7 protein-coding genes and 4 pseudogenes are annotated in these 13,879 nt (G+C 76.0%); 5 read left to right on the top strand and 6 right to left on the bottom strand.

Annotation, left to right across the window (positions count from 1 at the left end; translation table 11 throughout):
* Window positions 1–59: 59 nt before the first annotated feature.
* Window positions 60–2,551 (bottom strand): annotated as a pseudogene (gene leuS, locus BJF77_RS11900) (leucine--tRNA ligase).
* 472 nt (window positions 2,552–3,023) lie between these two features.
* Between leuS and BJF77_RS11895 the strand changes: the two are divergent.
* Entirely contained in the window at window positions 3,024–3,860 is an 837-nt protein-coding gene (locus tag BJF77_RS11895; protein WP_255396241.1) for an alpha/beta fold hydrolase, read from the top strand.
* A 55-nt stretch (window positions 3,861–3,915) separates the two neighbouring features.
* Here BJF77_RS11895 and BJF77_RS22715 read toward each other — a convergent pair whose 3' ends face one another.
* The gene (locus tag BJF77_RS22715; protein WP_369821403.1) at window positions 3,916–4,122 is read right to left on the bottom strand and encodes a hypothetical protein; all 207 of its coding nucleotides are present in this window, start codon (window positions 4,120–4,122) and stop codon (window positions 3,916–3,918) included.
* On the opposite strand from BJF77_RS22715, the pseudogene BJF77_RS22710 reads away from it, so the two are divergent.
* Both BJF77_RS22710 and BJF77_RS22705 read left to right on the top strand, forming a co-directional pair.
* A pseudogene (locus BJF77_RS22710) lies at window positions 4,121–4,789 on the top strand (glycosyltransferase); the annotation flags it as partial. The gene BJF77_RS22715 and the pseudogene BJF77_RS22710 overlap by 2 nt on opposite strands.
* Window positions 4,790–4,833: 44 nt before the next feature.
* Window positions 4,834–4,971: a hypothetical protein gene (locus BJF77_RS22705; protein ID WP_369821402.1), complete on the top strand. Its 138-nt coding sequence runs from the start codon at window positions 4,834–4,836 to the stop codon at window positions 4,969–4,971.
* 22 nt (window positions 4,972–4,993) lie between these two features.
* Here BJF77_RS22705 and BJF77_RS11885 read toward each other — a convergent pair whose 3' ends face one another.
* Window positions 4,994–6,475, bottom strand: coding sequence for a glutamate-cysteine ligase family protein (locus tag BJF77_RS11885; protein WP_047802910.1), 1,482 nt, complete (start codon window positions 6,473–6,475; stop codon window positions 4,994–4,996).
* A 114-nt stretch (window positions 6,476–6,589) separates the two neighbouring features.
* Between BJF77_RS11885 and BJF77_RS22700 the strand changes: the two are divergent.
* Together BJF77_RS22700 and BJF77_RS22695 are read left to right on the top strand one after the other, a co-directional pair.
* Window positions 6,590–8,854: pseudogene (locus tag BJF77_RS22700) on the top strand (AMP-binding protein); the annotation flags it as partial.
* A gap of 74 nt (window positions 8,855–8,928) precedes the next feature.
* A complete protein-coding gene (locus tag BJF77_RS22695; RefSeq protein WP_369821401.1) occupies window positions 8,929–9,264 on the top strand; it encodes a hypothetical protein in 336 nt (111 codons plus the stop codon).
* A 75-nt stretch (window positions 9,265–9,339) separates the two neighbouring features.
* Here BJF77_RS22695 and BJF77_RS11870 read toward each other — a convergent pair whose 3' ends face one another.
* From BJF77_RS11870 to coaBC, 3 genes and pseudogenes are all read right to left on the bottom strand, one after another.
* Entirely contained in the window at window positions 9,340–11,361 is a 2,022-nt protein-coding gene (locus BJF77_RS11870; protein WP_255396240.1) for a primosomal protein N', read from the bottom strand.
* A gap of 2 nt (window positions 11,362–11,363) precedes the next feature.
* Window positions 11,364–12,568, bottom strand: a pseudogene (gene metK / locus BJF77_RS11865) (methionine adenosyltransferase).
* 79 nt (window positions 12,569–12,647) lie between these two features.
* The gene (coaBC, locus tag BJF77_RS11860; RefSeq protein ID WP_047803299.1) at window positions 12,648–13,874 is read right to left on the bottom strand and encodes a bifunctional phosphopantothenoylcysteine decarboxylase/phosphopantothenate--cysteine ligase CoaBC; all 1,227 of its coding nucleotides are present in this window, start codon (window positions 13,872–13,874) and stop codon (window positions 12,648–12,650) included.
* Window positions 13,875–13,879: the final 5 nt, after the last annotated feature.

Below are 13,879 nucleotides of genomic sequence, written 5' to 3'. Positions count from 1 at the left end.
CCCGGCGTCGTCGGTCACCTCCGCGGCCCGCCGGCCGCGGTCTGACCGGCGGGACCGGGTCAGGCGACGATGTTCACCAGCTTGGGCGCGCGCACGATCACCTTGCGGATCTCGGCGTCGCCCAGCTGCCGGCGGATCGTCTCCGAGGCCAGGGCGAGCTCGCGCAGCGCGTCCTCGGCGATGTCCGCGGGGACCTCGAGCCGGTCCCGGACCTTGCCCTTGATCTGCACCACGGCGGTCACGGTGTCGTCCACCAGCAGGGCCGGGTCGACCTCGGGCCAGCCGGCCACGACGACGGAGCCTCGTGGCCCAGGGTGTGCCACATGTCCTCGGCGGTGTACGGGGCCACGAGCGAGAGGACCACCGCGACGGCCTCGACGGCCTCCCGCACGGCCGGGTCGGCCGGGCCGCAGCCGGAGTCGATGGCTTTGCGGACCACGTTGACCAGCTCCATGGTCTTGGCCACGACCACGTTGAACTTCCCCGCGTCCAGCAGCTGCGCGGAGTCGTCCACGGCCCGGTGGGCGGCGCGGCGCACGCCCTGGTCCCCGGAGGCCGGGTCGGCGCCGGGCGCGCTCGTCACGTCCTGGGCCAGGCGCCAGGCCCGGGCCAGGAACTTCTGGGAGCCCTGCGGGGACACGTCCGCCCAGTCCACGTCGTCCTCGGGCGGGGAGGCGAAGACCATGGTCAGCCGCACGGCGTCGACGCCGAACTCGTCCAGCTGCTCCCCCAGGTCCACGCCGTTGCCCAGGGACTTGGACATCGCCTTGCCCCCGTTGAGCACCTGCCCCTGGTTCAGCAGCGCCTTGAACGGCTCGGTGAAGTCCACCAGCCCGAGGTCGTGCAGGACCTTGGTGAAGAACCGGGAGTAGAGCAGGTGCAGGATCGCGTGCTCCACCCCGCCCACGTACTGGTCCACGGGCAGCCACCTGCGGGTCTGCTCGAGGTCGAACGCGGCATTCTCGTCGTTGGGGGACGCGAAGCGCAGGTAGTACCAGGAGGAGTCCACGAACGTGTCCATGGTGTCGGTGTCGCGCAGGGCCGGCCCTCCGCAGGCGGGGCACTCGACGTTGACCCAGTCCTCGGCCGCGGCCAGCGGGGAGCGGCCCTTGGGCGCGAGCTGCTCGCCGCGCAGGTCGTCGGGTAGGCGCACGGGCAGCTGCTCCTCGGGCACGGGCACCTCCCCGCAGGCCGGGCAGTGCACGATCGGGATGGGGGCGCCCCAGAAGCGCTGCCGGGACAGCAGCCAGTCGCGCAGCCGGAAGTTGACCTGCCGGTTGCCGGTGCCGGCGGCCTCCACGATGGAGATGGCCCGCTCGATGGCCTGCGCCTTCTCCAGCCCGTCCAGCTCGCCGGAGTTGATCAGGGTGCCCTCGCCCGTGGTGGCGATCCCGGTCACGGCCGGGTCCTCCTCGCCGGTGTCCAGGACCGCGCGCACGGGCAGGTCGAAGGTGCGGGCGAAGTCGAGGTCGCGCTGGTCGTGGGCGGGCACGGCCATGATCGCGCCGGTGCCGTAGTCGGCGAGCACGTAGTCGGCGGCCCACACGGGCAGCCTCTCCCCGGTCAGCGGGTTCACCGCGTGGCGGCCCAGGAACACCCCGGTCTTCTGCCGGTCGGTGGCCTGGCGCTCGATGTCGGACAGCGCCTTGACCTGCTCGCGGTAGGCGGCCAGCTCCTCGGCGTGCTCCGGGGCGACGATCTCCCCGGCTAGCTCGGCGTCGGCGGCGACCACGAAGAACGTGGCGCCGTGGAGGGTGTCGGGCCGGGTCGTGAACACGGTGACCTCGCGGTCGGACCCGTCCTCGCCGGCGCCCTCGATGGCGAAGCGCACGTGGGCGCCCTCGGAGCGGCCGATCCAGTTCCGCTGCATGGCCAGCACCCGCTCGGGCCAGTGGCCCTCGAGCGCGGCCATGTCGTCGAGCAGGCGGTCCGCGTAGTCGGTGATCTTGAAGTACCACTGGTTCAGGGCCTTCTTCGTCACCGGGGTTCCGCAGCGCTCGCACGCGCCGTTCACGACCTGCTCGTTGGCCAGCACCGTCTGGTCCTTGGGGCACCAGTTGACCGGGGAGTTCTTCCGGTAGGCCAGGCCCTTGGCGTGGAACTGCAGGAACAGCCACTGCGTCCACCGGTAGTACTCGGGGTCGGAGGTGTGGATCTCCCGGGTCCAGTCCGCGCTGATGGCGTAGCGCTGGAACGAGGCCTTCTGCGTCTCGATGTTGGCGTAGGTCCACTCCGCCGGGTGCGCGTCGCGCTTGATGGCGGCGTTCTCGGCCGGCAGCCCGAAGGAGTCCCAGCCGATCGGGTGCAGCACGTCGTAGCCGCGCTGGCGCCAGTACCGGGCCACGACGTCGCCCATGGCGAACGCCTCGGCGTGGCCCATGTGCAGGTCCCCCGAGGGGTACGGGAACATGTCGAGCACGTAGCGCCGCTCCCGGGAGCCGTCGTCGAGCGGCTCGTAGACCTTCTGCTCCGCCCAGAACGACGGCCACGCCGCCTCGATGGCGCGGAAGTCGTATCCGGTGCTCTCGGTCGTGTGCTGCTGTTCGGTCACGGTCCTCGCCTTCGCGGTGGTGGACCGCCGCCGGCCAGGGAGCGGGCGGCGGGCGGTCGCGTGGGCGCACCCGGGCATCACAGGGACCCGGCGGTGCGCCGACGGTGGTGGAATCCGTCCCATCCTAGCCCAGCGGCCCCCGCGCCCGGCCCGCGAGCGCCGGGGCGCAGCCGCTAGCATCGACAGCGGGCCGGGGCGCACCGGGTGCTCGCGGGCCCCTCAGGGAGGACATCATGGCGGCAGGGGCCGGCGCGCGGGACGCGGGGCCGGGCGAGGGGGTGCCGGGCAGCGCGGTGGAGACCCCGTACGCGGAGCGGCGCAGCCTGGTGCTGGACGGGCACAAGGTGCGCTACTGGTTCTACGACGTCGACCGGGCGCCCAAACCGCTGCTGGTGATGGTGCACGGGTTCCGGGGGACCACCACGGGCTGCAGCTGCTGGCCGACCGGCTGCGCTCGCGGTACCACGTGGTGGTGCCGGACCTGCCGGGGTTCGGGCGTTCGGAGCGCTTCCCGGACCGGCGTCACGACGTGGCGGGGTACGTGGACTTCCTGCGCCGTTTCGTGGAGGAGCTCACCGGCGGGACGGTGCGCGACGGCGGAGGCCGGCGCGGCATCGTGGTGCTGGGGCACTCGTTCGGGTCGGTGGTGGCCGCCCACTTCGCCGCGGCGCACCCGGGGATGGTGGAGCGGCTGGTGCTGGTCAACCCGATCTGTGAGCCGGCGCTGGAGGGCGGGCAGGCGCTGCTGAGCCGGCTGACCGTGGGCTACTACCGGCTGGGCCGGGTGCTGCCGCGGCGGCTGGGGCGGCGGCTGCTGTCGAGCTGGTGGATGACGGATGCGATGACGTCGGTGATGACCACGTCGCGGGATCCGCGGGTGCGCGGCTACGTGCGCCATCAGCACCGGGCGTACTTCTCGGCGTTCGCGGACCGGGACGTGCTGCTGGAGGCCTACGAGGCGTCGGTCTCGCACACGGTGGCGGAGGTGGCGATGCAGCTGGGGATGCCGACGCTGCTGGTGGTGGGGGCGGAGGACCCGCTGGGCTCCGTGGCGGCGCAGCGGCGGATGGCCTCGTGGGTGCCCCGGCACCGGTTGGAGGTGCTGGAGGGCGTGGGGCACCTGATCCACTACGAGGCGCCGGCGCGCACGGCGGAGCTGGTCCACGAGTTCCTGACCTCCCCGGCCCCGGAGCCGGTGGAGCTGCACGAGCAGCTGCCCGCGGCCGACCTCGCGGGCCCGGACACGGGGCCGTTCACCGCGCCGTTCACGGGGCTGCAGCGGATCGTGCGGCGGGGGCGGAGCCGGTGAGGCTGCTGATGGACGCCCGCTACACGCGGATCGGGCGGCACGACGGGATCAGCCGCTACGGGGCCGGGCTGATCGAGGCGATGGCCGGGCTGGCCGGGAGCACGCCGGACCTGGAGCTGGCGGTGCTGGTGAGCGATCCGCGGCAGCTGGGCATGCTGCCGGAGGTCCCGCACGTGCGGGGGCCCTCCCCGGTCTCGGCGGCGGAGGCCGCCACGGCGCTGGTGCTCAACCGGTACGCGCCGGACGTCGTGTTCTCGCCCATGCAGACCATGGGCTCGGCGGGACGGCGGCACGGGCTGATCCTGACCCTGCACGACCTGATCTACTACGACCACCCCACCCCGCCCGGAGACCTGCCCGCGGCGGTGCGCGCGGGCTGGCGGGCCTACCACCGGGCGTGGTGGCCGCAGCGGGTGCTGCTGGACCGCGCCGACGCCGTGGTCACCGTCTCGCGGACCACCCGGGAGCTCATGGCCGCCCACCGGCTCACCCGGCGCCCGGTGCACGTGGTGCCCAACGCCGCCCCGCCCGGTGCGGTGCTGCCCCCGGAGCAGGCTTTGTCGCGGCTGCCGCGGCGGGGGCGGCTGCTGCTGTACATGGGCTCGTTCCTGCCCTACAAGAACGTGGAGACCCTGGTGCGCGCGGCGGGGCGGCTGCCCGGGTACGAGCTGCACCTGCTCTCGCGCATCTCCCCCGCCCGGCGGGCGCAGCTGGAGGCCCTGGTCCCGGCGGGGGCGCGCGTGGTGTTCCACGACGGGGTGGACGACGCCGAGTACGCCGCCCTGCTGGGGCGGGCGGCGGCGCTGCTGACGGCGTCGCGGGCCGAGGGCTACGGGCTGCCCGTGGTCGAGGCGATGGCGGCCGGGACGCCGGTGGTGTGCAGCGACCTGCCGATCTTCCGGGAGGTCGCCGGGGAGGCCGCCGCCTACGCCGCCCCCGACGACGACGCCGGCTTCGCCGCGGCGGTCCGGGCGTGGAGGACCCGGCCCGGGCCCGGGCGCAGGCGCTGGCGGGGCTGGAGCGGGCCCGGGCGTGGTCCTGGGCGGACTCGGCCCGGGAGCTGCTGGCCGTGGCCCGGGGCGTGCACGAGCGGCGCTCGACCCGCCGGTGAGCGGGTCCCGCCGCGGCCGGGCTCAGGGCAGCGGCCAGGTGTGCACGGGCTCGTTGCGGGCCATGTGCCGGGCGTAGCGGGCGAGCATGCCGCGCAGCGCGGTGGGCCGGTCGGCGCCCTGGGCCTCGAGGCGCTGGACCGCCTGCGTCTGCCAGGTGGCCCCGTTGACCCCGGCCACGCACCGGGCCTCGATGATGCCGAGGTAGCGCTCCCGGACCTCCGGGGCCACGCCCCACTCCTCCAGGCCCTGGTGCGCCAGGGGCAGCAGGTGGCGCAGCACGAGCTCGTCGACGCACAGCTCGCCGGCGCCGGGCCAGTACAGGCGGGCGTCGATCCCGTCCCGCGCCGCGCGCTCGAAGTTCTCCGCGCAGGCGGCGAAGCTCATCCGTGTCCACACCGGGCGTTCCTGCCGGGCCAGGACGCGCACCGCGCCGTAGTAGAACGCGGCGTTGGCCAGCACGTCGGCGATCGTGGGTCCCGCCGGCAGCACCCGGTTCTCCACCCGCAGGTGCGGCACGCCGCCGACGACGTCGTAGATCGGGCGGTTCCACCGGTAGATCGTCCCGTTGTGCAGCCGCAGCTCGGCCAGGCGCGGGGCCCGTCCCGCGGCCAGCTCGGCGGCCGGGTCCTCGTCGGAGCAGTCGGCCAGCAGCGCCGGGAAGTAGCGGACGTTCTCCTCGAACAGGTCGAAGATCGAGGTGATCCAGCGCTCGCCGAAGAACACCCGCGGCCGCACCCCCTGGTTCTTCAGCTCGACCGGCCGGGTGTCGGTGGACTGCTGGAACAGCGCGATCCGGGTCTCCGCGTGCAGGCGCCGGCCGAAGAAGTAGGGGCTGTTGGCCGCGAGCGCGACCTGCACGGCGGACAGCGCCTGGGCGGCGTTCCAGTGGGCGGCGAAGCCGGTGGGGGCGACCTGCAGGTGCAGCTGGACGCTGGTGCACGCCGACTCGGGGGCGATGGAGTCGCAGTAGGCGTCGACCCGCTCCCCGTCCGGTCCCTCGAGGTCCAGGCGGATGTCCTCCCCGCGGGCCACGAAGATCGAGTCGTTGAGCGCGCTGTAGCGGTTGTTGGCGCTGATCCACTCCCGCTCGTAGTGCTCGGGCCGGAGCGTCGGGAGGATCCCGATGGCCATGATCCGCGAGCCGGTCTCCCGGGCGCGGGCGTCGGCGGCGTTGAGCGAGGCGCGCAGCTCCTCCTCGAGCTCGAGCGCGGCGCGCCCGGGCAGCGGGCGCGGGGGGACGTTGAGCTCGATGTTGTAGCGGGCGAGCTCGGTCTGGTAGCCGGGGTCGGCGATGGCGGCGAGGACCTCGGCGTTGTGGAAGGAGGGCTCGAAGTGCTCGTCGACGAGGTTCAGCTCGATCTCCAGCCCCGTCATGGGGCGGTCGAACTCGAAGGAGCTGCGGTGCAGCATGAGCTCGAAGACGTCGAGGTCCTGCCGCACCTTCTCCCGGTAGCGCTGGCGCTCCTCGCGCGTGTAGCTGCGGGAACGGACCTCTTCTCCCACGGTGACCTCCCCGGACGACGGCGGCGGCACTGCCGCTCGGTCCCACCCCACCACACCGGAGGGCGCAGGCCAAGACCTCCGGGACCGTGACGGACCGGGCCCTAGGATGAGGGGATGCCGTTCCTGGACCGTGTGTCGCGCTGGGCCGGGCAGCGCCCGGACGAGCCCGCCGTGGTGTGCGGCCCCGAGCGGCTGAGCTGGGGGCGGCTGCGCGCCCGGGCCGCGGCGCTGGCCGCCTCGGGCGAGCCCACGGGCCTCCTGCGGCAGGCCAACGGCGTGGACTTCGCCGTCCGGTGGGCGGCCGGGGTGGCCGAGGAGCGGGTGTGCGCCGTGCTGGACCCCCTCGGCCCCCGGCAGCGGGCCGAGGCGGTGCGGCGGCGCCTGGCGGCCCGGCTGCCCGCGGCTCCCGTCCCGGCGCGGCTGCGCGACGGGGACCCGGACTCCGCCTTCCTGATCGGCCTGACCTCGGGCACCACCGCCGTGCCCAAGGCCTTCAGCCGCAGCCGGCGCTCCTGGCAGCGCTCCTTCGAGGCCTCCACCGGCTGCTTCGGCCTGCGTCCCGGGGACCGCGTGCTGGCCCCGGGACCGCTGTCGGCGAGCCTGAACCTCTACACCCTCTCCGAGTGCCTCTGGGCCGGGGCCGCCTTCCACACCCAGCCGCGCCTCGACGTCGCCGCCGCCCACGCGGAGATCACCGGCCGGGGCGTCACCCGCCTGGTCGGGGTGCCCGCCGTGCTGCGGGTCCTCGCGGAGCGCGGCCTCGCCGCCGGCGCCGACGCCGCCGGGCTCACCGCGGTCGTGAGCGCCGGGCAGGCCCTGGACGGGCGCACGCTGGACGCGGTGCGCCGCTGGGCCCCCCGGGCGACCGTCTGGGAGTACTACGGCGCCGCCGAGCTCGGCTTCGTCGCCGCCCGCCGGCACGGCCCCGGGGAGCCCGCCGCGCCGACCGGCACCGGGGTGGGCCCCGCCTTTCCGGGGGTGGCGCTGGCCGTCCTCGACGACGCCGGCCGTCCGGTGCCGGAGGGGGTGCCCGGCACCGTGTGCGTGCGCTCGGAGCTGGTCTGCGACGGCTACCTGTGGGGCGACGACGGTCAGGCCTTCGGCGAGCTGGGCGGCATGGCCACGGTGCGGGACCAGGGCGTCCTGCGCGGCGGGCAGCTGCACGTGCTGGGCCGGCTCTCGGACATGGTCGTCACCGGCGGGCACAACGTCTACCCGCAGGAGGTCGAGGCGGCCCTGGCCGCGGTGCCCGGAGTGGCCGAGGCGGTGGTGACCGGGGTGCCGGACGGCTCCCGCGGGCAGCGGGTGGTGGCCGGCATCGTCCCCGGCCCCGGCGGGGTGCGCCCGGGCCCGCTCCGGGAGGCCGCGGCGGCGCGGCTGGCCCCGCCCCAGCCCCCCGGCACTACGTCGAGCTCGGCGAGCTCCCCCTCACCGGCCACGGCAAGCTCAGCCGCCGGCTGCTGCGGGACTGGGTCCTCGACGGAGACCACCGTGTCCGCCCGCTCGGCTGAGCCCACCGCCGGGGCGGCCGATCCCCTGCTGCTGCTGGGCCGGCGCACGCCCCTGGCCCGCGCCGGGACCCTGCTGGACGGGGTGCCCGTCCACCGGCTCCTGGCCCCGGTGCTGCGCCGCCTCGTGGAGGACTCCGGCGTGGACCCCCGGCAGCTCTCCGACGTCGTGGTCGGCAACGCCGTGGGCGCCGGCGGCAACCTCGCTCGGCTCGCCGCCCTCGAGGCCGGTCTGCCCCTGTCCGTGCCGGGGCTGACCGTGGACCGGCAGTGCGGCTCCGGGCTGGACGCCGTGGTGCTGGCCTGCCGGCTCGCCCGGGCGGGGGCCGGACGGGCCTTCCTGGCCGGCGGGGCCGAGAGCATCAGCACCGCGCCCCTGCGCGGACGGCGGCAGGCGGACGGCCACGTGGAGTTCTACCGCCGGGCCCGCTTCGCCCCCGAGCACCTGGGCGACCCCGACATGGGACCGGCGGCGGAGACGGTCGCCGGGGAGCACGGGATCGGCCGGGCCCGGCAGGACGCCTACGCCCTGCGCAGCCACCGGCGGGCGCTCGCCGCCGCGGGCGCGGGGGTGTTCGACGACGAGCTGGTCGCGGTGACCGGCCCGCGCGGGAGCGTGCACGCCGACAACGGCCCGCGGCCGCGGCTGGACGCGGCCCTGCTGGCCCGCTTTCCCGCCGCCTTCGCCCGCGGCGGGACCGTGACGGCCGGCAACTCCTGCGCCGACGCGGACGGGGCGGCCGCCGTCCTGGTCGCCCTCCCGGCCACGGCGCGGGAGCTGGGCCTGCGCACCGGGCTCGCCTTCCGCGGCGCGGCGACCGTGGGGGTGGACCCGGCCCGGCTCGGGCTCGGCGCGGCCGTGGCCGCCCGGGAGCTGCTGGGCGCCCAGCACGTGCCCGCCGACCGGCTGGCCGCCGTGGAGTTCAACGAGCCTTCGCCGGGCAGGTGCTGGCCTGCACCGACCTGCTCGGCGTGGACGAGGACGTGCTCAACGCCGACGGCGGCGCCCTGGCCCTCGGGCACGCCTACGGGGCCTCCGGGGCGGTGTCCGTGGTCCGTCTGCTCGCGCGGCCGCGACCTGCCGGAGGGCAGCCTGCTGCTGGCGATGATCAGCTCCGCCGGGGGCATCGGCACCGCCGCGCTGTTCGAGAAGCGCTCGCTGTGACCGGGCCCGCCCGGGGCGTGCCCGATGGACCCGTGCGGGAACGGGCCCGCCGCGCGTCGGGCCGGCGCCGGTGCAGGGCAGCGCTCGCGCGGGACAGCGCTAGAGCAGGTCGGTGACGTCGCAGCGCACGTGCACCGGCGGGTGCTTGCGCAGCGCGGAGGCCTGGGCGCGGGCCGCCCGCAGCCGCCGGGTCACCTCCCCGGCCACGCCGTAGCCGAAGAACAGCAGCGCCCGGTGCGGGGCCGGCCCCCGTCCGGACCCGCCCCGTGGTCCTCCAGCGGGGTGGGCCCGATCACCCGCACCGCGGCCGGCAGCTCGAGGTCGGCCAGGAACGCCGCGACCGCCGCCGCGGGCCCGGTCAGCGCCGCCGAGCGCACCGCGGGCGGCAGCCCGAGGGCCTGGCGCTCCACGAGCTCCCGCTCGGCGTGGCCGGCCGGGTCCCAGCGCACGAACGCCCCCACGGCGCTCTCGTGCTCGGCGGTGACCACCACGACCCCGCCGTCCCGGGCCCGGCGGACCAGCGCCGCGGCGTTGAACCACCGGCGCAGCGTCTGCTCCGCCGCGCGCAGGGCCGGGCGCATGAGCATCTGGTTGCCGTCGAGCAGCAGCGCCGCCGCGTAGCCGCCCTCCGCCACCGGCTCCGCCCCCGGGGTGGCCACCACCAGGGCCGGGCTGCCGGGCACCTCCGCGCGCACCGCCTCCCCCGAGGACGCGACGACCGGCACCTGGGGAAAGGCCCGCCCCAGCTCCTCGGCCGTGCGCAGCGCCCCGACGGTGACCAGGCGCATCCGCCGGGACCCGCACGCGGCGCAGGCCCAGGAGTGCGCCGAGCGCCCGCACCAGCCGCAGCGGGGCACCCCGCGCCGGGACACCACCCCGAGGGGTCCGTCGCAGGCGGTGCACCGGGCCGGCTCCCGGCACCGCTCGCAGGCCAGGTGGGGGGCGTAGCCGGCGCGGGCCACCTGCACCAGGACCGGGCCCCGCTCCAGCCCCTCCCGGGCCGCCCGGTAGGCCGTCTCGGGCAGCCGGGCGCGGGAGGCCAGCGGGTCCCGGGCGGCGTGGAAGGAGTCGGCGGTCGAGACGATCCGCGGCATGTGCACCCGCAGCACCTCCCGCGCCGGGGCCAGCCGCCGGGCCCAGCCGGAGACCACGAGCCGCTGGGCCTCGGGGCTGACCGCGTGCCCGGCGAACAGCGCCCCGCACCCGCTGCGCCCGGCCCGCAGCAGCAGCACGTCGCGCACGTGCTGGTAGGGCGCGCGCTGCTCCACGAGGTTCTCGTCGCCGTCGTCGAAGCAGGCCACGAGCCCGAGGTCGTCCACGGGCGCGTAGGCGGCCGAGCGGGTGCCCAGGACCACCCGGACCTGGCCGGTGGCCGCGGCGAGGAACGCCCGGTAGCGCGGGGTGGGCCCGTCCTCGGCGTGCAGGCGCACCAGGTGCTCGGCGCCGATCTCGTCCACCACCGAGCGCTCCAGCCGGGCCAGCGCCTTCTGGTCGGCCACGACCGCCACCGCCCCGCGCCCGGCCCGCCAGGCGGCACCGATCGCGGCGGCCAGCACGTCCGTCCAGTCGTGGGCGGGATGGGCGGGCAGCACCTCGACCACGGCGCGCGGGGCACCGCCGGCGCCGAGCTCGGCCAGGAACTCCGGCCCGCCCGCGTAGTCCGCCAGGGCGGCGTCGTGGGAGGGTCCGGGCACGTGCGGGGACAGGCCGGTCGAGTGCCCCGGCGCCTCGGCCAGGCGCTGCTCGACCTCCTTCTCCACCCGGGCGACCCGCGGCGGGACCGCCAGCCGCACGACGTCGGCGGTGGTGCCGGCCGCGCGCGCGGCGATGTCCTCGGCGAGCAGGGCGATCTCCGGGGTCAGCACGGGCAGCGGGGACAGCACCCGGCGCAGCGGCTGGATCCGGGCCATCACCTCCGAGTCGGCGGCCCGCTCGAGCACGTAGCCGGTCAGCTCCTGGCCCGCGAAGCCGACCTTGACCCGGGCACCGGGCACCGCCGTGTCCGCCAGCTCGGCGGGCACGGCGTAGTCGAAGGCCCGGTCCAGGTGCGGGACGTGGGTGTCCAGCAGCACCCGGGCCACGGGATCGGGCTCGGCCAGCAGCGCCGCGCCCACGCCCTTGGTGTCCGGCCGCGGCGGGCGCGGCGGGAAGCCCGAGAGGAGCGACAGCTGCCGCGGGGCCTCCGCGGCGGCCTCGGCGTCCTCCCGGGTCATGCTCAGAGCCCGGCGGCCGACCGCAGGTCCGCGACGCGGTCGGTGCGCTCCCAGGTGAACTCGGGCTCGGTGCGGCCGAAGTGCCCGTGCGCGGCGGTGCGCGCGTAGATCGGGCGCTTGAGGTCCAGGTCCTCGATGATCGCCAGCGGGCGCAGGTCGAAGACTCGTGCACGGCCCGTTCGATCCGCAGCGGGTCCACGTGCGCGGTGCCGAAGGTCTCCACGTAGAGCCCGACCGGGGCGGCGCGCCCGATCGCGTAGGCCACCTGCACCTCCACGCGGTCGGCGAGACCGGCGGCCACGACGTTCTTGGCGACCCAGCGCATCGCGTAGGCCGCGGAGCGGTCGACCTTGGAGGGGTCCTTGCCCGAGAAGGCCCCACCGCCGTGGCGGGCCATCCCCCCGTAGGTGTCCACGATGATCTTGCGCCCGGTCAGCCCGGCGTCGCCCACCGGCCCGCCGCGCACGAAGTTGCCGGCCGGGTTGATGATCAGCTGGGTCGCGGACAGGTCCAGGCCGGTCTCCTCGAGCACGGGGCCGATCACGCACTGGCGCAGGTCCGAGGCCAGCTGGTCGAGGTCGTAGCCCTCCACGTGCTGGGCGGAGACCACCACGGTGTCCACGGCGACCGGGCGGTGGCCGTCGTAGCCGAGGGTGACCTGGGTCTTGCCGTCCGGGCGCAGCCCGGGCAGCACCGCGGTCTTGCGGACCCGGGTGAGCTGCTCGGAGAGGCGGTGGGCGATGAAGATCGGCGCCGGCATCAGCACCTCGGTCTCGTCCGAGGCGTAGCCGAACATGATGCCCTGGTCCCCGGCGCCCTGGGCGTCCCGGGCGTCGCGGGCGGTGCCCTCACGGACCTCGAGGGACTGGAACACGCCCTCGTAGATCTCCGGGGACTGCTCGCCCACGCTGATCGACACCCCGCAGAACTCCCCGTCGAAGCCGTGCACCGAGGAGTTGTAGCCGATGTCCAGCAGCGTCTTGCGCACCACGTTGGGGATCTCGACGTAGCCCCGGGTCTTCACCTCCCCGGCCACGTGGACCAGCCCGGTGGTCACCATCGTCTCGACCGCCACGGAGGACTCGGGGTCCTGGCGCAGCAGGTCGTCGAGGATCGAGTCGCTGATCTGGTCGCAGATCTTGTCGGGGTGGCCCTCCGTGACGGACTCGGAGGTGAACAGTCTCAGGTGCTGGGTCGTCTCGCTCACGGGAGACCACACTACCGTCCGCCCCGGACGGCGGAACGCGCCCGCCCTGCCGCACCGGGCGCGGCAGGGCGGGCCGGGATCAGCCGCGGACGCCGGCCAGGTCCTGCGCGATCCGCTGCACGAGAGCGCGGGCGACCTCGTCCTTGGGGCCCTCGAGCACCTGCTCCGGGCCGCCGGCGGCGCTGAGCACCGTGAGGGAGGTGGTGTCCTGACCGAAGACCAGGCTCTCGCCCACGTGGTTGACCGCCAGCAGGTCGCAGCCCTTGCGCGCGAGCTTCCGGCGCCCGAACGTCAGCGGGTCGGTCTCGGCGTCGCCGGTCTCGGCGGCGAAGCCCACGAGCAGCTGGCGGCGCCGGGCGGTGTTGCGCAGGTCCACGAGCTCGCGCAGGACGTCGGGGTTGCGCACCAGCTGGAGCACCGGGTCGGTGCCGTCCTCGGCCTTCTTCAGCTTCGCGTCGGCCACCCGGGCCGGGCGGTAGTCGGCCACCGCGGCGGCCATCACCACCACGTCGGCCCGCGCGGCCGCCCGCACGCACGCCCGGCGCAGCTGCTCGGCGGTGCCGGCGTGGACGACCTCCACCCCGGCCGGGACCGGGGTCTCGAGGTGGGCGGCCACCAGGGTGACCTCCGCCCCGGCGTCGCGGGCGGCGGCGGCGATCGCCACGCCCTGCTTGCCGGAGGAGCGGTTGCCGAGGAAGCGGACCGGGTCCAGCGGCTCGCGGGTGCCCCCGGCGCTGACCAGGACCCGGGCGCCCGCCAGCGGCCCGTCGGGCGTCGGCCCGCCCCGGACCAGGCGCAGGGCGGCGGCGTGGATGTCCTCCGGCTCGGGCAGCCGGCCGGGCCCGGAGTCGGGACCGGTCAGGCGGCCCACGGCGGGCTCCAGGACGGTGTGCCCGTGGCCGCGCAGGGTGGTCACGTTGGCCTGGACGGCGGGATTCAGCCACATCTCGGTGTGCATCGCCGGGGCGAAGAGCACCGGGGCGCGGGTGGCCAGCAGCGTGGTGGTGAGCAGGTCGTCGGCCAGTCCGTGCGCCGCGCGCGCGAGCAGGTCGGCGGTGGCGGGGGCGACGACGACGAGGTCGGCGCTCTGCCCCTGGTGGACGTGGTTGACCTCGTCCACCCGCTCGAAGACCCCCGTGCTGACGCGCTGGCCGGACAGGGCCTCCCAGGTGGGGGCGCCCACGAAGCGCAGCGCGGACTCGGTGGGCACGGGCACGACCGTGTGGCCGTCCTCGGTGAACAGCCGCAGCAGCAGCGCGGCCTTGTAGGCGGCGATGCCCCCGCCGATGCCGAGGACGACCTTCACGCCGT

It is taken from the genome of Kocuria sp. CNJ-770, assembly GCF_001942375.1.
Taxonomy (GTDB): domain Bacteria; phylum Actinomycetota; class Actinomycetes; order Actinomycetales; family Micrococcaceae; genus Kocuria; species Kocuria oceani.
The sequence above is the reverse complement of the archived record's forward strand: the minus strand, read 5'-3'. Positions and strand labels throughout refer to the sequence as shown.

Bases quoted from the DNA above. Each gene is read 5' to 3' on its own strand.
- BJF77_RS11870 (WP_255396240.1), bottom strand. From the start codon at position 11,361: ATGACCCGGGAGGACGCCGAGGCCGCCGCGGAGGCCCCGCGGCAGCTG.
- BJF77_RS22715 (WP_369821403.1), bottom strand. From the start codon at position 4,122: ATGGGCGAGAACACGACGTCCGGCGCGTACCGGTTGAGCACCAGCGCC.